Source organism: Amycolatopsis cihanbeyliensis (assembly GCF_006715045.1).
GTDB lineage: Bacteria > Actinomycetota > Actinomycetes > Mycobacteriales > Pseudonocardiaceae > Amycolatopsis > Amycolatopsis cihanbeyliensis.
In genome coordinates this window covers 1,117,030-1,135,074 of the sequence record NZ_VFML01000001.1, presented here as the reverse complement: position 1 = coordinate 1,135,074, position 18,045 = coordinate 1,117,030, and the positions used below count along the sequence as shown (strand labels likewise).

Below are 18,045 nucleotides of genomic sequence, written 5' to 3'. Positions count from 1 at the left end.
CCGTGTGGGCGAGCCCCGCACGGACCGGTCAGTTCGGCTTGCGTTGTCCGTGCAGCTTGGCGGCCAGCACCGCGACCTGGGTGCGGCGTTCGAGGTCGAGCTTCGTGAGCAGCCGGGAGACGTAGTTCTTGACGGTCTTCTCGGTCAGGTACATACGTTCGGCGATCTGCCGGTTGGTGAGGCCTTCACCGATGAGATCGAGCAGGGTGCGCTCGCGCTCGGTGAGCCCGGCCGCCGGGCCGGTGTCGGCGGTGTTGTCGCGGAGCCTGGCCATGAGGGTGGCGGCGGCGCGGTTGTCGAGCAGCGACTTGCCGGCGCCGACCTGGCGAACGGCGTGGACGAGCTGAAGGCCCTGGATGTCCTTGAGGACGTAGCCGCCCGCGCCGGCGAGGACGGCGTCGAGCATGGCCTGCTCGTCGGTGTAGGACGTGAGCATGAGGCAGTTGAGTTCGGGCAGCCGGGACCGCAGCTCGCGGCACAACTCGACGCCGTTGCCGTCGCCGAGCCGGACGTCGAGGACGGCCACATCCGGGCGCAGCGCAGGGATCCTGGCCAGCGCCTGAGCGGCAGAGGCGGCTTCCCCGGCCACGGTCAGGTCGGGTTCGGCCTCCAGCAGGTCGGCCACACCGCGCCGGACAACCTCGTGGTCGTCGACCAGGAACACCGTGATCACCGGGACATCACCTTCCTCATGTGTTTCCCACCAGGCTACGACGAGAACAGGTCTTTCGACGTGGACCAAGTATCCAATCCAGGGGACCAAGGTCACCAATTCGGCGGCTCGGTGCCGTCGGCGGTCACGTCGATGACCTTGTGCTCTACAACCGGTTTCCCCGCCGCGCGTTGAGTGGACACCATGACGACCGAAACCCGTGTCGCCGTCACGGGCGGCACTGACCCGTTGCGATCACGCGCCCACCGGCTGACCGTGGCCGAGGTCGCGGAGGAACTGCACACAGATTCCGCTAGCGGCCTGACCACGGAGGCGGCCGGGCGGCACTTGGCCGCCCACGGGCCGAACACGCTTCCCACCGAGTCCGACGGCGGGGCGCTGCGCAGACTGCTCAGACAGTTCCACGATCCCCTGGTCTACGTGCTGCTGGCCGCCGTCGCGGTGACACTGGCGCTGGGGCAACTGGTCGACGCCGGGGTGATCCTCGGAGTGGTGCTGCTCAATGCCGTGATCGGGTACGTGCAGGAGGCTAGGGCCAGGCAGGCCATCGACGCGCTGGCCCGGATGGCGGCCAGCGAGGCGACCGTGGTGCGTGACGGCGCCACCCGCCGGGTCGCCGCCGCCGGACTCGTCCCGGGTGATCTGCTGGTACTGCAGGCGGGCGACAAGGTGCCCGCCGACGTGCGCCTCGTCCGGGCCACGTCGCTGGAGATCGACGAGTCCGCGGTGACCGGCGAGTCCGTGCCCGCGGGGAAGTCGGCGGCTGCCTTGCCGTCGCACGCCGTGCTGGCCGACCGGACGAACCTGGCCCATTCGGGCACGATCGTCACCCGGGGAAGCGGAATGGCCCTGGTCACGGGGACCGGTGCGGACACCGAGCTGGGCCTGATCAGCAGGCTCACCCGCGGCGCCGGGTCCACCGGGACGCCGCTCACCCGCAAGCTCGCCGGGTTCAGCCGCAAGCTCGCGGTGGTGATCGTGGTACTTGCCGCGTTGACCATGTTGGTGGGCTTGCTGCGGGGCGACCCGTTCGGGGACACGTTCGTCGCCGCGGTGGCGCTGGCCGTCGGCGCGATCCCGGAAGGGCTGCCCGCCGCGGTCACGATCGTGCTGGCCATCGGGGTGACCCGGATGTCGCGGCGGCACACCATCGTCCGGCGGCTGCCCGCTGTCGAGACGCTCGGCGGCACCACAGTCATCTGCACCGACAAGACCGGCACGCTGACCGCGAACGAGATGACCGTGACCGCCGTACTGACCGCCGAGAACACCTACCCGGTCACCGGCAGCGGCTACGCCCCCGAGGGCGAGCTGGCCGGCGACCTCCGCCGGGATCACGCACTCGCCGAATGTCTGCTGGCCGGTGTGCACTGCAACGAAGCGACCCTGCGCGTCACCGACGACGGCTGGCAGATCGTCGGCGACCCGACCGAGGGCGCCCTGCTCGTCGTCGCGGCCAAGGCCGGACTCGAGCGGCCGGCCGACCAGCGGGTCGACACGCTGCCCTTCGAATCCGAGCGGCAGCTGATGGCCACCCTGCACCGGGACTGGGCCGGACGGCTGACCGGCTACGTGAAGGGCGCCCCGGAAAGGGTGCTCGCCCTGTGCGCGGACCAGCTGGACGCGGCGGGTACCCGGGTCGAACTCGACCGGGAAGCCGTACGCGCGATCGCGACCGAGCACGCAGGACGCGGCCTCCGGGTGCTGGCCTTCGCCCGGTTTACCCCTCCTCGCGGTACCGAGGTGCTCCGGGAGGAGGACCTGCCGGGCCGGCTGACCTTCCTCGGCCTCCAGCTGATGCACGACCCACCCCGGCCCGAGGCAATGGACGCCGTCGCCGCCTGCCGCCGGGCGGGGGTGGAGATCAAGATGATCACCGGTGACCACGGTGCGACCGCCGAGGCGATCGGGCACGCGTTCGGCCTGCCCCGGCGCACGGTCAGTGGTGCAGCCATCGCGACGACCCCGGACGACGAGCTCGCAGACACGACGGTCTTCGCCAGGGTGTCCCCTGAGCAGAAGCTGCGCCTGGTGCGGTTGTTGCAGCGGCGGGGGCAGGTTGTCGCCATGACCGGGGACGGGGTGAACGACGCGCCGGCGCTGCGCCAGGCCGACATCGGCATCGCGATGGGCAAAGCGGGCACCGAGGCGGCGAAGGAAGCGGCCGACATGGTGCTCACCGACGACAACTTCGCCTCGATCGAGGCGGCTGTCGAGGAGGGCCGGGGGGTGTTCGACAACCTCCGCAAGTTCCTCGCCTGGACCCTGCCCACGAACATCGCCGAAGGGCTCGTGATCCTCGTGGCGATCCTGGTCGGCGCCACGCTGCCGATCCTGCCGGTGCAGATCCTCTGGATCAACATGACCACCGCCGTGTTCCTCGGCCTGACCCTGGCCTTCCAGCCGAAGGAACCCGGCATCATGGACAGGCCGCCACGGTCGCCAGGACAGGCGTTGCTGACCGGCGACCTCGTACGCCGCATCCTGCTGGTCTCGCTGGTGCTGGTGAGCGGCGCTTTCGCGGTGTTCCAGGCACAGCTGGCCTCGGGCGTTCCGGTCGCCGAGGCGCGCACCGCCGCGATCAACGTCTTCGTCCTCGTCGAGGTGATGTACCTGATCAGCTGCCGTTCACTGGACCGGCTCCGCGCCCGGGGCCGCAACCCGTGGCTACTCGGCGGGATCGCGCTCATGCTCGGGCTGCAGGCACTGATCACCTATGTCCCGATACTGAACACGCTCTTCCACACCGCGCCCGTCGGCGCCGAGGCGTGGCTGCTCGCGCTGGGCATCGGGCTCGTGGCCTATGCCGTCGTCGAGTCGGACAAGGTGCTCTGGCGCCGCTTCGACCGCCGCGGCCAAAGGGGCCGAAATGGACAGACGCGGTCCGAGATGCCCTGATCGAAAGGGACGTTCGTCCTTGCTGAGGAGGGCGAATTCCCACTTCGAGGCAACGGCCGTGCCGCCTAGTTTCGCTGTGGTGGCGGATCACGAGAAGCGGTCCCGCGACACCGAACGGTGGGAGGCCATGGCATGGACGGACGAGAAAGTGCGCGTGCCTCGTGGGAGGCCCGCAGGAGTGCGAGTAGTCGCGACGTCGGCGAACTGGCGGAACGCGGTATCCAGCGCTATCTCCTGGCGCAGCGGTACCACGACGACAGCGGCGAGTCCACACCGGATGAGGAGGCGGACGCCGGCGGGCAAGACACGCCGACGGATGCGAGGGAGGAAGCGTGACGAGGTCGGTGTCTCGCCGGAGTGGGCGTGGCCTTGGTCTGTGGGCGGCGACCGCGCTCGTGGTGGGTAACATGATCGGATCCGGGGTGTTCCTGTTGCCGAGTTCGCTGGCGTCCTACGGTGCGGTGAGCATCGTAGGCTGGCTGTTCACCTCGCTGGGCGCGGTGCTGCTGGCGCTGGTGTTCGCCCGGTTGGGCAAGCGCCATCCGGATGTGGGAGGACCGTATGCCTACACGCGCAGGGCGTTCGGTGACTTTCTCGGTTTCCAGACGGCGTGGGGCTACTGGATCGCGATCTGGGCGGGTAACGCCGCGATCGCCGTGGCCTTCGTCGGCTACCTCGCGCATTTCTTCCCGGTGCTGGCGAGTAACCGGTTGGCCGCGATGCTGGTGGCACTGGCCGCGATCTGGGGCGTCACCGCGGTGAACGCGATGGGCGTCCGCCAGGGTGCGATCGTGCAGCTGGTGACCACGGTGCTCAAGCTGGTGCCGCTGCTGGTGGTGGCGCTGATCGTCCCGTTCTTCGCCGACCCGGCGAACTTCACGCCGTTCAACGCCAGCGAGCAGAGCGGGTTCGGTGCGGTGACGGCCGCGGCGGCGTTGACGCTGTGGGCGTTCATCGGGATCGAGTCGGCCACGGTGCCCGCGGGTGATGTGCGGGAACCCCGCCGGACCATCCCGAGGGCCACCATGATCGGCACCGTCGTCACGGCGGTGGTGTACGTGCTGGGCACGGTCGCGGTGCTGGGTGTGGTGCCGCGCGGCAGACTCACCGAGTCCACCGCGCCGTTCGCGGACGCGGCGGGCGCGGTGTTCGGCGGGTGGGCCGGTAACGCCGTGGCGGCGGGTGCGGTGATCGCCGCGTTCGGAGCGTTGAACGGCTGGGTCCTGCTGCAGGGCCAGGTGCCGATGGCGGCGGCCAAGGACGGCCTGTTCCCGGCGGTATTCGCCCGCACCAGCCGCAACGGCACGCCGGTGGTCGGGCTGGTCGTCTCTAGCGTGCTGGTCACCGCGCTGATGGCGATGAACTACACGGCCACCCTCGTCGAGCAGTTCACCTTCGTGATCCTGCTAGCGACCCTGACCACGCTGGTGCCCTACGCCTACTCGGCCATGGCGCAGCTGATGCTGCTGGTGACCGACCGGGAGCGGTTCCATGGCCGCAGGCTGTTCTGGCACGGCCTGGTCGCGGTGCTGGCCTTCGGCTACTCGGTGTGGGCCATCGCGGGCGCGGGCTACGAGGTGATGGCCAAGGGGTTGTTGCTGCTGCTCGCGGGTATGCCCGTCTACGTGTGGCTGGCCTACCGCAAGCGCCGCGGCGAGCGGGACACCGCGGAGACCGCGGCACCTGCCGACGGTGGTTACACCGGGCTGGAGGCGGCGTGATGGAACTGTCCGGTGTGTACAGTGAAGTGAGCAGGCTGCGCAGGGTGGTGCTGCACCGTCCGGACCTGGAGCTTTTGCGGCTTACCCCGTCCAACAAGGACGACCTGCTGTTCGACGAGGTGCTGTGGGTGCGCAGGGCACGCCAGGAGCACGACGTGTTCGCCGATACCCTGCGCGAACGCGGTGTGACGGTGCACCTGTTCGGCGATCTGCTCGCCGAGACCCTCAAGGACGAGCAGGCCGGGTCGTGGGTGCTCGACCGGGTGGTGGCACAAGCCGCGCCCGCGCTCAGGGAGGCCCTCGCCGCGATGGACGCGGCGCACTTGGCCAGGACCCTGGTCGGCGGGATCACCCGCGGTGAGCTCGGCGAGCATGGCACCCCCAGCCTGCGCCTGGTGAGTGCCGCGCCGGATGACTTCCTGCTGCGCCCGCTGCCGAACCACCTGTTCGCCAGGGACCCCTCCTGCCGGGTGTTCGAGGGACTGACCGTCAACCCGATGGCGAAAGCGAGCAGGCGGAGGGAAAGCGTGCACGTGGACGCGGTGTACCGGTTCCACCCGCTGTTCGTCGACGCCGGAATGCCGCGCTGGATCGGGCCGGACGACGAACCGGGCACCTTGGAGGGTGGCGACGTGCACGTGCTCGCGCCCGGCGTGCTGATGGTCGGCATGAGCGAGCGCACCACCCCGGAGGCGATCGAGCTGCTGGCGCACCGGCTGTTCACCGCGGATGCCGCGCGGGCGGTCATCGCGGTCCAGCTGCCGCGTGCCCGCGCGTTCATGCACCTGGACACCGTGCTGACCATGGTGGACACCGACGCGTTCACCATTTATCCAGGGCTGGGCGGGTTGCGGTCGTTCACCCTGCGGCCGGGACGGACGGGCACGAGCCCGCGGCCCGCCGTCGAGGAGAACGGTGAACTCTTCGACACCGTCGCCGCCGAGCTGGGACTCGGCGCCGTGCGGGTGTTGCAGGCGGAGCAGGACGTGCGCGCGGCCGAACGTGAGCAGTGGGACGACGGCAACAACGTGCTCGCCGTCGAGCCGGGCGTCGTCGTCGCCTACGAACGCAACGTCACCACCAACACGATGCTGCGCCGCAACGGCATCGAGGTCATCACCATCCCCGGCAGCGAACTGGGCAGGGGCCGGGGAGGGCCGCGCTGCATGAGCTGCCCGATCGAACGCGACCGGACCTGACGAAAGGGACCCCGATGAAGGACCTGCTCACCACGGCCGACCTGAGCACGGCCGACACCGGCGAAGTGCTGCGGCTGGCCCAGTGCTACGCCGCCGACCCCGACCACGAACCGATGCTGCTGCACAACCGGCTCGTGGCGCTGCACTTCACCAAACCGTCCACCCGGACCAGGGTGTCCACGGAGGCGGCCGTGCTGCGCCTCGGCGGGTCGCCGACGATGCTCACCGGCACCGACCTGCAACTCGGCCGGGGCGAGACCATCGAGGACACCGCCAGGGTGCTGTCGAGCTACGCGGCCGCCATCATCGTCCGCACGTCCTCGGACGAGGACCTGACGCGGTTCGCCCGTGCCGCGACCGTTCCGGTGATCAACGCGCTCACCGACGGGCACCACCCGCTGCAGAGCCTCACCGACCTGCTCACCCTGCGGCAGGTGTTCGGCGACCTCGACGGCCGACGGATCGCCTACCTCGGCGCGGGCAACAACGTCGCCGCCAGCCTCGCCCAGGCCGCCGCCCTCTGTGGCGTCGACATCACCCTGGCCACCCCGGCGGCCTACCCACCCGATCCGACCGCGATCGCCACCGCGCGAAGGATCGCCGCGACGACGGGCAGCACTGTGGACTGGACCGACGACCCGGAGACGGCGGCACGGGGCGCCAGTGCGGTCTACACCGACGTGTGGGTCTCCATGGGCGACCCCGCCGAGCAAGCGGCCGCGCGCAGGGCCGCGCTGACGCCCTACCAGGTCGACGAGACAGTGCTGGCCGCGGCCGCACCGGACGCTGTGTTCCTGCACTGCCTGCCCGCCCACCGCGGCCAGGAGGTCACCGCCGAGGTCATCGACGGTCCCCGGTCGGTCGTGTTCCAGCAGGCCGCGAACCGGCAGCCGGTCGCGCAGACCGTACTGACCGCGCTGCTGGGCGGCAAGCTGCATGGGCAGAGGCGGGACCGGTGAGCAGGCTTGTCATCGGAATCGGTGGCAACGCGCTGCTGCGCCGCGGCCAGCGCGCGGACGCGGCCGTCCAGCAGGCCAACCTGACGGTCGCGGTCGGCTCGCTGGCCGGGCTGGCCGCCGAACACGACGTGGTGCTCGTGCACGGCAACGGCCCGCAGGTCGGCATGCTCGCCCTGGAAACCAGCGCCGACCGCGCGCTGGAGCGACCGTACCCACTGGACGTGCTGGTGGCCGAGACCCAGGGCATGATCGGCTACTGGCTGGCCGCCGCTCTCGGTACCGCGCTGCCGGGCCGCGAGGTGGCCGCGGTGCTCACGCAGACCCTCGTCGACGCCGAAGACCCGGCGTTCGCGTGGCCGACCAAGTTCATCGGACCGGGGTACGACCGCGCCGAGGCAGCGACCGTCGTGGCCGCACACGGGTGGGACCTGCGCCGGGACGGCCGCCAGTGGCGGCGTGTTGTCCCCTCGCCGGAACCACGCGACGTCGCCGAGTTGGGCACCATCCGCAGGCTGGTCCAGGCGGGGGCCGTGGTCATCGCCGCCGGTGGCGGGGGCGTGCCGGTCGCCGTCGACGCCGACGGTAACCGGCGGGGCGTGGAAGCGGTGGTGGACAAGGACCTCGCCGCCGCGCTGCTCGCCGAGCGGCTCGACGCGGACGCGCTGCTGCTGCTCACCGACGTGCCCGCGGTGTACCGCGACTTCGGCACCCCGTCGGCACGACCGGTCACCGAGGCGACCGCGGCCGATCTCGAACGGCTCGGCCTGCCGGATGGCTCGATGGGCCCCAAGGTCGAGGCCTGCCGCCGATTTCTCACCGAACAGGGCCGGGCCGCCGCCATCGGCGAGCTGGCCGACGCCGCCGCGATCCTCGCCGGGACCGCTGGAACCAGGGTGCTACCCGAAGGAGGGCACAATGCGCGATGCGCATGAGCAGGGCAGGTACTCGCTGCTGGCCGATGGCCGGGTCGTTCTGGTGCGCCCGCTGACGCCGGGCGACGCCGCGGAGATCCTCGCGCTGCACCGCAGGCTGGACGAACGCGACAGCTACTTCAGGTTCTTCGGCCCGCGGCCCTCGCGGCTGGGCGACCTCGTCCGCCGGATCGCCGCCGAGACGGGACCGCGACACGCCTCGGCGGGAGCCTTCCTGTCCGGCCGGCTGATCGGCGTCGCCAGCTACGAGGCCACCGCCGAGCCCGGCGCCGCCGAAGTCGCGCTCGTCGTCGAGGGGGCGGCCCAGGCAGGTGGCGTCGGTACGCTGCTGCTGGAGCAGCTGGTCTCCGTGGCCAGGGAGCACGGCATCGCCCGCCTCGTGGCGGTGGTGCTCGCCGAGAACGCGGGCATCATCCGGGTGTTGCGCGATCTCGGGCTGCCGCTGGTGCTGACCGGCACCGGGCCGGAACGTTCGGTGGAGCTCGCGGTGGACGCGGGGGACCGGTACCTGGACGCGGTGGCCGACCGGGAGCGGGTGGCCGCTACCGCCAGCCTGCGCCGAGTGCTCGCGCCGGAGTCGATCGCGGTCGTCGGCGCGAGCCGCCGACCGGACGCGGTCGGTAACGCAGTGCTGCGCAATCTGCTCGACGCGGGGTTCGCCGGTGAGCTGTTCGCGGTCAACCCGCACGCCGAGCAGGTGCTCGGCGTGCCGTGCGGCCCCGCCGTGGCGGACCTGCCCTCGGTGCCCGAGCTAGCGGTGGTCTGCGTGCCGGCCGTCGCGGTGCCCGACGCGGTCGAGCAGTGCGGCGCGGCCGGAGTCGCCGCGGTCGTGGTGGTCTCGGCCGGACTGAACGGGACCCTGGGGCAGCGGGTGCGGGAGTCCGTGCGCCGCCACGGCATGCGGCTGGTCGGGCCGAACTGCATCGGGGTGGCCAACACCGACCCCGGCATCGGGATGAACGCGACGTTCCTGCGGGCCGCGCCACCCGCCGGTGACATCGGCGTGCTGACCCAGTCCGGTGGCGTCGCGATCGCACTGACCGAGCTGCTCGGCTCGGCCGGGCTCGGTGTGTCGGCGCTGGTGTCGACGGGCGACAAGTACGACGTCAGTGGCAACGACCTGCTGCTGTGGTGGCGGCGCGACCCGCGAACCGCGGCCGCCGTGCTGTACCTCGAATCCTTCGGCAACCCCCGCAAGTTCTCCCGGTTCGCCCGCGCGCTCGCCAGGGAGAAGCCGGTGCTCGCCATCCGCGCGGGCAGCACCCCTGCCGCCCAGCGGGCCGCGGCCTCGCACACGGCCGCGACGGCGACTCCGGCCGTGACCAGGGACGCGTTGTTCGAGCAGGCCGGGGTGATGGCGGTGGACTCGGTGAGCGAGCTGCTGACCGTGCTCGCCGCGTTGCGCTGGCAGCCACTGCCCGCGGGCAACCGGGTCGCGGTGATCAGCAACGCCGGCGGCACCGGCGTCCTGGCCGCAGACGCCTGCGCCCGGCACGGGCTGGTGCTGCCCGAACTGGCGGCGGCGACGGAAGATCGGCTGCGCTCGCTGCTGCCGCGGCAGGCCAGCGTGCGCAACCCGGTCGACACCAGCGCCGCGGTGGTTCCCGACGCGTTCGCCGGAGCGGTGCGTGCGTTGCTCACCGACGCGGCGGTGGACGTGGTGATCGCCGCCGCGCTACCGACCGCGCTCGGCGATCCCGGCGCCGAGCTGGCCACGGTCACCCGGCGCGGCAAGCCGGTGCTCGCGGTCCGCCCCGGCCAGGCCGAGCACGTCGCGGCGCTGTGCGACACGGGAGGTACACCGGCCACCGCGAGCTACGCCGACCCGGAACAGGCCGCCGCCGCACTGGGCAAGCTGGCCACCTACGCCGAGTGGCTGCGCCTGCAGGAGGGACAGCCCCCGGAGTTCGCCGACCTCGAGCTCACCCTCGCGCGGCGGTTGGTGGCCGACTGGATGACCGGCCACCCCGGTGGCGGCTGGCTCGAACCGGCCACGGTCACCGAACTGCTCGGCTGTTTCGGCATCCCGGTGACAGCCACCGAGTTCGCCGCGGACGAGGAGGCAGCCGTCGCGGCCCACGACCGGTTCGGCGGCCCGGTCGCCGTCAAGGCCGTAGCGGAAGGCGTCCTGCACAAGAGCGGGGCCGGTGGGGTATTGCTGGACGTTCGGGACACCGTGGGCATCCGGGCGGCCTGGACGGGATTCGCGGACCGGTTCGGCGACGCCCTGCGTGGCGTGGTGGTGCAGCCGATGGCAGCGCCCGGCCGGGAACTGCTGGTCGGCATCAGCTCCGACGACGTGTTCGGCCCGCTGGTGGTCTTCGGCCTCGGCGGCGTGGACACCGATCTGGTCGACGACCGGGCCGCCCGGCTGGCCCCACTGACCGGTAGCGACGCCGACCGGCTGCTCGGTGGGCTCCGCTGCTCGGCCGCCCTGCGCGCCGAAGGAGTCCTGACCGACGCCCTGCGCGACGTGCTGCTGCGGGTCAGCGCGCTGGCCGAGCTCGTCACCGAGGTCGCCGAGCTCGACCTGAACCCCCTGGTGGCCACCCCGGCGGGCGTGGTGGTGCTCGACGGGCGGATCCGGGTGCACCAGCACCCGGCCACCGACCCCTATCTGCGGTACCTGCGAGGGTGACCGGCCTGTCGCGGTCACGTCCGTGGCAGGGCTCGCCGCAGCAGCACGCGGCGCTCGGCGGAGCCGATGGCGCGCCGCGCGGCCGGGACGCTGTCCGCGTTGACCGAGATCGAGGTGATCCCGGCGCGGACCAGGTGCTCGGCGAAGCCGGGGTCGGTCGAAGGTGCCTGGCCACACAGCGAGGAGGTGATCCCGGCTTCGTGGCAGGCGCGGACGATCCGGCCGATCGCGTCCAGCACGGCGGGGTCGGCCTCGTCGAACAGTGGTGCGCAGACCTGCGAGTCCCGGTCGACGCCGAGCATCAGCTGGGTGAGGTCGTTGCTGCCGATGGAGAGGCCGTCGATGCCCATGCGGGCGTACTCGCCGATCCAGTAGGCCACCGAGGGAACCTCGGCCATCACCCATCTATGCAGCCCACGCTGGTGCCGGAGCGGGCTCGCGTCGACCAGTTCGAGGCAGGCCTCGAGCTCCCAGCGAGTGCGCACGAACGGCAGCATCAGGTGCAGGTTGGGGGTCTGCTCGCGGACCTTGGCCAGTGCGCGCAGCTCGAGCCGGAACAGTTCGGGATCGTGGACGTAGCGGTAGCAGCCACGGTAGCCGATCATCGGGTTGTGCTCGGCGGGCTCGACCTGTTCGCCCCCGGCGAGCCCGCGGAACTCGTTGCTGCGGAAGTCGGTCGCCCGGTAGACGACCGGCCGGATACCGAAGGCGCGGGTGATCCGCAGCAGCGACGCGGACAGCGCCGAAACGAACTCGTCGGGTCCTTGCGTGCTGAGGAAGCTGCGCGGGTGCCGACCCGCCAGCGCCTCGGTGAGCATGAACTCGGCGCGCAGCAGGCCCACCCCGTCGACCGGCAGCGCGGCGACGCGTTCAGCCTGGTCGGGCAGGGCGAGGTTGACGTAGAGCCTGGTGGCCAGCGCCTCGGCAGCGTCGGCCTGCGCCCGTTCGGGGGGCGCGGGCGCCGTGCTGGTGGCGCGCCCGCCCGCCCGGACGGTGCCCGCCGCGCCGTCCACGGTGACGACCTGGCCCTCGTGCAGGTCGCGGGTGGCCGAGCGGGTACCGACCACGCAGGGCACCCCGAGCTCACGGGCGACGATGGCGGCGTGGCAGGTCATCCCGCCTTGGTCGGTGACCAGCGCGCCGGCGCGCCGGATGGCGGGCATCCAGTCCGGGTTGGTCATCTCGGCGACCAGGATCTCGCCGGGACGGAGCCGGTCCTCGTCGGCGGGCGTCCGCAGCACCCGCACGGGGCCGGTGGCCACCCCGGGGGCGGCGGAGAGTCCGGATGCCAGCACCGTGTCGTCCGGTGCTGCGGCGTGCTCGGTAAGGGTGGTGATCGGCCGGGTCTGCACCAGCCAGGTCTGCCCATCGGACATCACCCACTCGATGTCCTGTGGGGCGCCGTAGTGCTGTTCGACGCGCATGGCCAGCCGGGCCAGCTCGACGGCCTCAGCGGGCCGCAGCACCTGCCCGTGGCCTTGCTCACCGAGCTCGACGCGCTGCTCGGCACCCGCGTCCCCGCGGATGATCTTGTGGTGCTGCCTGCCGATCCTCGTGCGCAGCACCGCGGCGTCCGGTTTGGACAGCACGTAGGTGTCCGGTTCGACGGCTCCGGAAACGAGTACCTCACCGAGCCCGTAGACCGCCTCGACGACGATCCGGTCGCGATCGCCCGTGGACGGGTCGGCGGTGAAGATCACCCCGGCGCGCTCGGCGTCCACCATCTGCTGGACGACCACGGCGATGGCTGGCTCCTCGGCGATCCCGCGCTCGGCACGGTAGGCGAGCGAGCGGGCCCCGAAGAGGGATTCCCAGCAGGCGACGAGGCTGTCCAGCAACGCGTCCTCGCCGACGGAGTTGGTGATGGTGCGGTTCATCCCGGCGAACGACGCTCCCGCGCTGTCCTCACCGGTGGCCGACGAGCGCACCGCGACCGGAAGGTCCGTGCCCAGCGTGCGGTAGGCCCGCCGGACCTCGACCGCCACCTCGGCGGCGATCCCGGCCTTGCCGACGACCCCGCGCAGCCGGTCCGCGGCGGCCGGATCGGTGCGCTTGGCGGTGACGGCGTCGCGGAGTTCGGCGCGCACGCCCGCGGCCTCCATCGAGGCGAGATAGGCGGGCGCGGTGACGACGAACCCGGGCGGGACCGGCATCCCGGCCGACGTCAGCTCGCCGAGGTTGGCCCCCTTGCCACCCGCCAGAGCGGTGTCGGCCATGGTTACTTCGGACAGCCAGACGACGTGCTGTGGCATGGGTTCCTCCGGTTCAGCGGGCGGGGGTGAGGGTGGTCGCGGCGGCCTCGATGTCCTTGAGCGTCGCGGTCTGGTATCTGCCGACCAGCGGTGCGGTCAGCGGCCAGTAGCGGTGGAACCGAGCCCAGGTTCGTGGGTCGGCGAGGACGATCCGCACGTCGTGGCTGACCAGGCTGCGGCGATGCCCGTATGGCCGGAAGGACACCCCGGCGACGAGCTTGCCGTAACCGGGCTCCTCGAAGTCGCGGAAGTCCCGTGGCTCCAGCTCGAGCCAGCCGGTTGTGGGTGGCAGGAAACCGCCGACGGCGCCGAAGACGATCTCCTTGCCGGGCCGTTCGGCGAGCAAGGTCCACTCCGGAGCTTGCGCCAGCCTCGTCCAGGTGTGTCCCTGTGCGGTAAGGAAGCGAAGCCACCGCGCCGCGTCGGTAAGTGGCTCGGGTACCTGGGTGAGGTCGAGTCCGCGGGCCGCGGCGTACACCTCCTCCGGTGCGGCGTCGATGATCCGGTGCCGGGCGCTGTGGAACTGGCTGTGCGGGGCGAACTGGTCGATCAGCAGTGCGGGCTCGTGCACCGGCTGCTGCGCAGCGGCGACCTTCATGATCGGTATCCCATCGGCTGGTGATGGTGGTGGCTCGCGGGCGAGCCACCACCGGTCGGTGCTACTTCGGTTCGTTGACCTCGATGTGCTTCCTGATGTCCTCCTGCTCGGCCAGCGCGACCGCGACGGTCAGGATTCCGTCGGCGTAGTCGGCCCTGATCTCGTCCTCGGCCGCCCCGGCCGGCAGGGAGACGGTCCGGCTGAACGACCCGTACCGGAACTCCGAGCGGCCTTTGCCCGATGTGCTTTGCGAGCGTTCGGCCTCGACCGTCAACAGTCCGTTGTGCACCGAGACGTTCAGATCTTTCGCGGTGACACCGGGGATCTCGGCCCGCAGCACGTACTTGCCGTCCTCGACCTTGTCCTCGATCCGGATCGTGTGGCTGTCCAGCAGCGGACGCAGCCCGGCGAACGGCGTGATGGTCTCGAAGATCTCGGCGAGATCGGGCAGGACGGTGTGGGTGTGCCTGCGAACGGGAAGGTTCATCGTGTGTCCTCCTCTGCATGGTGGTGGGTTTTCGCACCACCGTCATTACAGCGCCGTCGAGCCCGCGCGCGTAGGGCCTTCGGACACCCGAGGTGGTTACCTCCGGCAGGACCCTTGGCCACTCCACGAGGACCAAAGCCCCTACACCGGGCGGAGCGCGGCGACGACAGTCTCTGGCACAGCGAGCGAAGGAGGTGCCGCGATGACCGAGCCGCTCCGGTACCTGCGCGTCCTGTTCCCGGGGAACAACCCGCTCGCCCGCGGCTGCGACCGTGTCGAGTCGGTGGTACTGGTCGTCGCCGTACTGGCTTGCTCTGTTCGCGCTGCCACTTGCCGCGACGATCGGCTCCGAGACCTACTCCGGGCAGGTCGAACGCGCCGCGCGGCAACAGCAGAGCAGGCGGCGGGCGGTGGCCGTGTTACTGGCCGACGCGCCGCCACCGGGGATCCAGGTGGACGGCGCCCAGGTCCGTCGCGACACCGAGGTCCTGGCCCGATGGCAGTTGTCCGACGGCGCCGAGCGGGAGGGCATGGTCACGGTCGCGCGGGCGGGCGAGCGCCGGGACGCGGGTGCCGATCTGGGTGGATGAGCGCGACGCCGTGGTACCCGCGCCCATCGGCGAGGCCGAGGCGGTCAGCGCAGGGGTGTGGGTCGCGGTGGGCGCTTGGCTGGCCGTGGCGACCCTGCTCGGTCTGGTCGTTCGTGCCGTGCACGGGCTGGCTGACCGGTGGCGCTACGCGCAGTGGGGCCGAGAGCTACGGAAGGTCGGCCGTGGCCGGGCGGAGGCATGAGGGGACAGCGATGCGAGCGCAACCAGGCGACTGGCTGGTGGTCAGGGGCACCGCCACCGGCAGTACCGACCAGCGTGGCCAGATCGCCGAGATCCGCGACCGGGACGGGACACCGCCCTACCTCGTCAGATGGCTGGCCGACGACCGGATCTCGTTGATCTTCCCGGGGCCGGATGCGCACGTGGTGAGCCGCGCCGAGCAGGCCCGCCTCGACGAGGACGAACGCAGAAGGCTCATCGGCCTGCAGGCCGCCATCCAGGCCGGGCACAACTGATCGGAGGCATCCCATGCGCGCGAGCGAGATCATGACCAGGCCGGTGGTGAGGGTCCGGCCGGACACCACCATCCGCGAGGCGATCGTGCTGCTTACCGGACCCGAGTTCGCCGCGCTGCCCGTGGTGGACGAGGACGACAAGGTGCTGGGCATCTTCACCGAATCGGATGCGCTGCGCGGCATGGCGTGCGAGGAGGACGGCAAGGTGGCCGCGGTGATGACCGCGCCCGTCGAGGTCGTGACGCCGGAGACCCACGTGCAGGGCGTCGCCGCGCGGATGCTGCGCGACAGGTTGCGTTGCCTTCCGGTGGTGGAGCACGGGGTGTTGGTCGGTGTGATCAGCAGGCGTGACCTGCTGCGGCCGATGGTGCGTCCGGATGACGTCGTGGCGAGTCACGTGCGGGCGCTGCTCGCCGACTACACCGGCCACCGTGGCCGGTGGACGGTCGAGGCGGTGCGGGGAACGGTCACGATCACGGGCGAGGTGCGCGACGACGCCGAACGCGGCGTGCTCGACGCGCTCGCCAGGACCGTCCCGGGTGTGCTGCGGACCGAGGTTCGCACCGCAGACAGCGCGGCGTCGTGACCGAGGGCAGCGAGGTGGCAGCTCCGATCGTGGTCGGGGTGAGCGGATCCGCGATGAGCCAGCTGGCGTTGCAGTGGTCATTACGCGAAGCGGCCGACCGTGGCTGCGCGGTGCGCGCGGTGCACGTGTGGACCGCGGGCACGATGGCCGACTTCGTCTGGCACGACCCGCGGCGCCTCCGCCGCGACTCGAGATCGTTGCTGCGGCACGCGATCGCCCGCGCGCGCACCGAGACCGGCCTCGGCCCGGCCGTGGTCACGGCCAGCCTGCCCGACCCGGTCGCACCCGCACTCGCGGAGGCCGCCCGCGGTGCCGAGTTCCTCGTGCTCGGTGCGCGTGGCCGGGCGCTGCCGGGGACGTTCGGACTCGGCCAGATCGGTCTTTCCTGCCTCGGCCTTGCCGGCACCCCGACCGTGGTGGTTTCCCAGCACACAGCGAATGTGGTGAGCCGACCGGCCGAGTGCTCGCCGACCCGGGGTTGTTGGTCGTCGTTTCCGATGACCAACGGCCCTTAGCTTCCGACGGTCGCAAGTTCAAACTTCCTTTCAGTAAAGGAACGTGGGACACAAGGAGACCGGAAAACCATGGATACCAAGGACTTCAAGGCAATTCGGTACTGGAAGGTGCTGTGTCCGCCCCGAGGTGAGCTCTCCCGGCCCGGTGACCGAGCGCTCGGTGTGCTCGCTGGATTCCTTGCGCTGGTCGCGTTGCTGGCCCTGCCGCTGGCCGCCGCGCTGGGTTCGGAGATCTACGCGAGCCAGAACCAGGCCGCACAGTCCGAACTGGCCACTCGTCATCAGGCCACGGCCACCCTGCTTGCCGACGTTCCCGCGGCCATCGCCGGTGCGCGCGGGGTGAGCGGCGATGAGTCCGCCCGCGCGCGGTGGCTCCGGCCCGACGGGTCGATGGTCGAGGGCGTGATCGAGGCAGCACGGGGAGCCAAGGCGGGAACCGACGTAGCAGTCTGGCTCGACCAGGCCGGTAACCGGGTGGACGCCCCGGACACGCCGGGCAAGGCGGTCGGTGAGGCCGTGAGCGTGGCCGTGCTGGGCTGGTTGGCCGTGCTCGCCGCGTGTGCCCTGACGTTCGTGGGAACGCGCTGGATGATCGACCGGTCGCGGTACGCGGCGTGGGACCGTGAGTGGGAGAAGGTGGAGTCCGGCTGGAGCCGGAAATGACCTACCACCGCGCTTGGCCCGGTGCGGTGCGGCGAGCGGTACGGCAGCCCACCGGGCGCCGAGGCGGGTCACTCTGCGAACCGGCGGGCGGGCACCAGGTGATCGTCGAGTAATCGCGGAGGCCGTGGTGGTCCCTCCGCTGAGCCCGGCGGAGGGACACCGGCATGTCAGCGGTGCCTGCGGCTGGTCGGTTCGTCCCAGACGAAGTCCATGCGGTTGCGCACGCCGACCACGCCGGGCATCAGTGCGGCGAGCCTGCCCGCGGTCGCGACCTCGGTCCGGTTGCCGAGCCGGCCGAGCAGTGTCACGGTCCCGTTCCGCACGCTGATCCGGATGCTGTGCGGGTCCGCGCCCAGCGCGCGTTGGAACACCTCGTGCTCGATGTCGGATCTGAGCTGTTCGTCCGAGCGGAGGAAGACCGTGAGCACGTCCCGCCGGGAGAGCACGCCGACCAGCTTTCCCTCGCGGACGACGAACAGCCGTCGTAGGCCGGTGCGGGCGAGCAGGCGCGCGGCCACCGGGAGTTCGACGTGCTCCTCCACGGTGTGCACCGGCGTGGTCATCAGGTCCCGCGCCGTGCTGCCCTCGGCCTTGCGCCGCCGGTCCCGTTCCGCGTGACTGGTGAGCCAGTGCGCCCGCGGATCGTGCTCGCAGCGTTGCTCTTTGGCCAGGAGGTCGGCCTCGGAGACCACGCCGACCGGTGTTCCGTCGTCGTCGACGACCGGTACGGCGCTGATCTGTTGGTCCGCCAAGGTTTCGGCGATCTCCTTGAACCCGGTCTCCGGTCGGACGGTGCGCGGGTGCTTCGTCATCACCGTGGCCACGGTGGGGTTTCGCATGATGTCTCCCGTCTCGGCT

At 71.4% G+C, this 18,045-nt stretch carries 18 protein-coding genes; 13 read left to right on the top strand and 5 right to left on the bottom strand.

Annotation, left to right across the window (positions count from 1 at the left end):
- Window positions 1-28: 28 nt before the first annotated feature.
- Complete coding sequence (locus tag FB471_RS04940; protein WP_141996150.1) at window positions 29-673, bottom strand: response regulator; 645 nt, start codon at window positions 671-673, stop codon at window positions 29-31.
- A 183-nt stretch (window positions 674-856) separates the two neighbouring features.
- On the opposite strand from FB471_RS04940, the gene FB471_RS04935 reads away from it, so the two are divergent.
- From FB471_RS04935 to FB471_RS04905, 7 genes are all read left to right on the top strand, one after another.
- Entirely contained in the window at window positions 857-3,571 is a 2,715-nt protein-coding gene (locus tag FB471_RS04935; protein WP_141996149.1) for a cation-translocating P-type ATPase, read from the top strand.
- Window positions 3,572-3,703: 132 nt separating this feature from the next.
- A complete protein-coding gene (locus tag FB471_RS04930; RefSeq protein ID WP_141996148.1) occupies window positions 3,704-3,907 on the top strand; it encodes a hypothetical protein in 204 nt (67 codons plus the stop codon).
- Window positions 3,904-5,292 (top strand): amino acid permease, encoded by a 1,389-nt coding sequence (locus FB471_RS04925; RefSeq protein ID WP_141996147.1) that lies wholly within the window; start codon window positions 3,904-3,906, stop codon window positions 5,290-5,292. The genes FB471_RS04930 and FB471_RS04925 overlap by 4 nt, the downstream gene beginning before the upstream one ends.
- Window positions 5,292-6,491, top strand: coding sequence for an arginine deiminase (locus tag FB471_RS04920; RefSeq protein ID WP_141996146.1), 1,200 nt, complete (start codon window positions 5,292-5,294; stop codon window positions 6,489-6,491). The genes FB471_RS04925 and FB471_RS04920 overlap by 1 nt, the downstream gene beginning before the upstream one ends.
- 14 nt (window positions 6,492-6,505) lie before the next feature.
- Complete coding sequence (gene argF / locus FB471_RS04915; RefSeq protein WP_141996145.1) at window positions 6,506-7,450, top strand: ornithine carbamoyltransferase; 945 nt, start codon at window positions 6,506-6,508, stop codon at window positions 7,448-7,450.
- Window positions 7,447-8,382: a carbamate kinase gene (locus FB471_RS04910; protein WP_141996144.1), complete on the top strand. Its 936-nt coding sequence runs from the start codon at window positions 7,447-7,449 to the stop codon at window positions 8,380-8,382. The genes argF and FB471_RS04910 overlap by 4 nt, the downstream gene beginning before the upstream one ends.
- Window positions 8,366-11,020, top strand: a complete 2,655-nt coding sequence (locus FB471_RS04905; RefSeq protein WP_141996143.1) for a bifunctional acetate--CoA ligase family protein/GNAT family N-acetyltransferase — start codon at window positions 8,366-8,368, stop codon at window positions 11,018-11,020. The genes FB471_RS04910 and FB471_RS04905 overlap by 17 nt, the downstream gene beginning before the upstream one ends.
- Before the next feature lie 14 nt (window positions 11,021-11,034).
- Here the strand turns inward: FB471_RS04905 and ppsA are convergent, their stop codons facing one another.
- The 3 genes from ppsA to FB471_RS04890 all read right to left on the bottom strand — a co-directional run bounded on the left by ppsA (window position 11,035) and on the right by FB471_RS04890 (window position 14,357).
- Window positions 11,035-13,272 (bottom strand): phosphoenolpyruvate synthase, encoded by a 2,238-nt coding sequence (gene ppsA / locus FB471_RS04900; RefSeq protein ID WP_141996142.1) that lies wholly within the window; start codon window positions 13,270-13,272, stop codon window positions 11,035-11,037.
- Between the two features lie 13 nt (window positions 13,273-13,285).
- Entirely contained in the window at window positions 13,286-13,870 is a 585-nt protein-coding gene (locus tag FB471_RS04895) for a hypothetical protein (RefSeq protein WP_141996141.1), read from the bottom strand.
- 61 nt (window positions 13,871-13,931) lie between these two features.
- A complete protein-coding gene (locus FB471_RS04890; RefSeq protein ID WP_141996140.1) occupies window positions 13,932-14,357 on the bottom strand; it encodes an Hsp20/alpha crystallin family protein in 426 nt (141 codons plus the stop codon).
- A gap of 272 nt (window positions 14,358-14,629) precedes the next feature.
- Here FB471_RS04890 and FB471_RS04885 point away from each other — a divergent pair, with 272 nt between their 5' ends.
- From FB471_RS04885 to FB471_RS04860, 6 genes are all read left to right on the top strand, one after another.
- Window positions 14,630-14,947 carry a hypothetical protein gene (locus FB471_RS04885; protein WP_141996139.1) on the top strand — a complete coding sequence of 106 codons (318 nt, stop codon included), beginning with the start codon at window positions 14,630-14,632 and terminating at the stop codon, window positions 14,945-14,947.
- Window positions 14,940-15,149 (top strand): hypothetical protein, encoded by a 210-nt coding sequence (locus tag FB471_RS04880; RefSeq protein ID WP_141996138.1) that lies wholly within the window; start codon window positions 14,940-14,942, stop codon window positions 15,147-15,149. Before FB471_RS04885 ends, FB471_RS04880 begins: the two co-directional genes overlap by 8 nt.
- A gap of 10 nt (window positions 15,150-15,159) precedes the next feature.
- Entirely contained in the window at window positions 15,160-15,423 is a 264-nt protein-coding gene (locus FB471_RS04875) for a DUF1918 domain-containing protein (RefSeq protein ID WP_141996137.1), read from the top strand.
- Between the two features lie 13 nt (window positions 15,424-15,436).
- The gene (locus FB471_RS04870; RefSeq protein ID WP_141996136.1) at window positions 15,437-16,009 is read left to right on the top strand and encodes a CBS domain-containing protein; all 573 of its coding nucleotides are present in this window, start codon (window positions 15,437-15,439) and stop codon (window positions 16,007-16,009) included.
- A complete protein-coding gene (locus FB471_RS04865; RefSeq protein WP_141996135.1) occupies window positions 16,006-16,524 on the top strand; it encodes a universal stress protein in 519 nt (172 codons plus the stop codon). The genes FB471_RS04870 and FB471_RS04865 overlap by 4 nt, the downstream gene beginning before the upstream one ends.
- A 69-nt stretch (window positions 16,525-16,593) precedes the next feature.
- A complete protein-coding gene (locus FB471_RS04860) occupies window positions 16,594-17,187 on the top strand; it encodes an Rv1733c family protein (protein ID WP_141996134.1) in 594 nt (197 codons plus the stop codon).
- Between the two features lie 167 nt (window positions 17,188-17,354).
- Here the strand turns inward: FB471_RS04860 and FB471_RS04855 are convergent, their stop codons facing one another.
- Window positions 17,355-18,026 carry a CBS domain-containing protein gene (locus FB471_RS04855; protein ID WP_141996133.1) on the bottom strand — a complete coding sequence of 224 codons (672 nt, stop codon included), beginning with the start codon at window positions 18,024-18,026 and terminating at the stop codon, window positions 17,355-17,357.
- Between the last annotated feature and the right edge of the window lie 19 nt (window positions 18,027-18,045).

Excerpts from the sequence above, each read along its gene's own strand:
- FB471_RS04875 (WP_141996137.1), top strand. The coding sequence starts at position 15,160 with ATGCGAGCGCAACCAGGCGACTGGCTGGTGGTCAGGGGCACCGCCACC.
- ppsA (WP_141996142.1), bottom strand. The coding sequence starts at position 13,272 with ATGCCACAGCACGTCGTCTGGCTGTCCGAAGTAACCATGGCCGACACC.
- FB471_RS04890 (WP_141996140.1), bottom strand. The coding sequence starts at position 14,357 with ATGAACCTTCCCGTTCGCAGGCACACCCACACCGTCCTGCCCGATCTC.
- FB471_RS04870 (WP_141996136.1), top strand. The coding sequence starts at position 15,437 with ATGCGCGCGAGCGAGATCATGACCAGGCCGGTGGTGAGGGTCCGGCCG.
- FB471_RS04855 (WP_141996133.1), bottom strand. The coding sequence starts at position 18,026 with ATGCGAAACCCCACCGTGGCCACGGTGATGACGAAGCACCCGCGCACC.
- FB471_RS04860 (WP_141996134.1), top strand. The coding sequence starts at position 16,594 with ATGGATACCAAGGACTTCAAGGCAATTCGGTACTGGAAGGTGCTGTGT.
- FB471_RS04895 (WP_141996141.1), bottom strand. The coding sequence starts at position 13,870 with ATGAAGGTCGCCGCTGCGCAGCAGCCGGTGCACGAGCCCGCACTGCTG.
- argF (WP_141996145.1), top strand. The coding sequence starts at position 6,506 with ATGAAGGACCTGCTCACCACGGCCGACCTGAGCACGGCCGACACCGGC.
- FB471_RS04930 (WP_141996148.1), top strand. The coding sequence starts at position 3,704 with ATGGACGGACGAGAAAGTGCGCGTGCCTCGTGGGAGGCCCGCAGGAGT.
- FB471_RS04905 (WP_141996143.1), top strand. The coding sequence starts at position 8,366 with ATGCGCGATGCGCATGAGCAGGGCAGGTACTCGCTGCTGGCCGATGGC.
- FB471_RS04920 (WP_141996146.1), top strand. The coding sequence starts at position 5,292 with ATGGAACTGTCCGGTGTGTACAGTGAAGTGAGCAGGCTGCGCAGGGTG.
- FB471_RS04935 (WP_141996149.1), top strand. The coding sequence starts at position 857 with ATGACGACCGAAACCCGTGTCGCCGTCACGGGCGGCACTGACCCGTTG.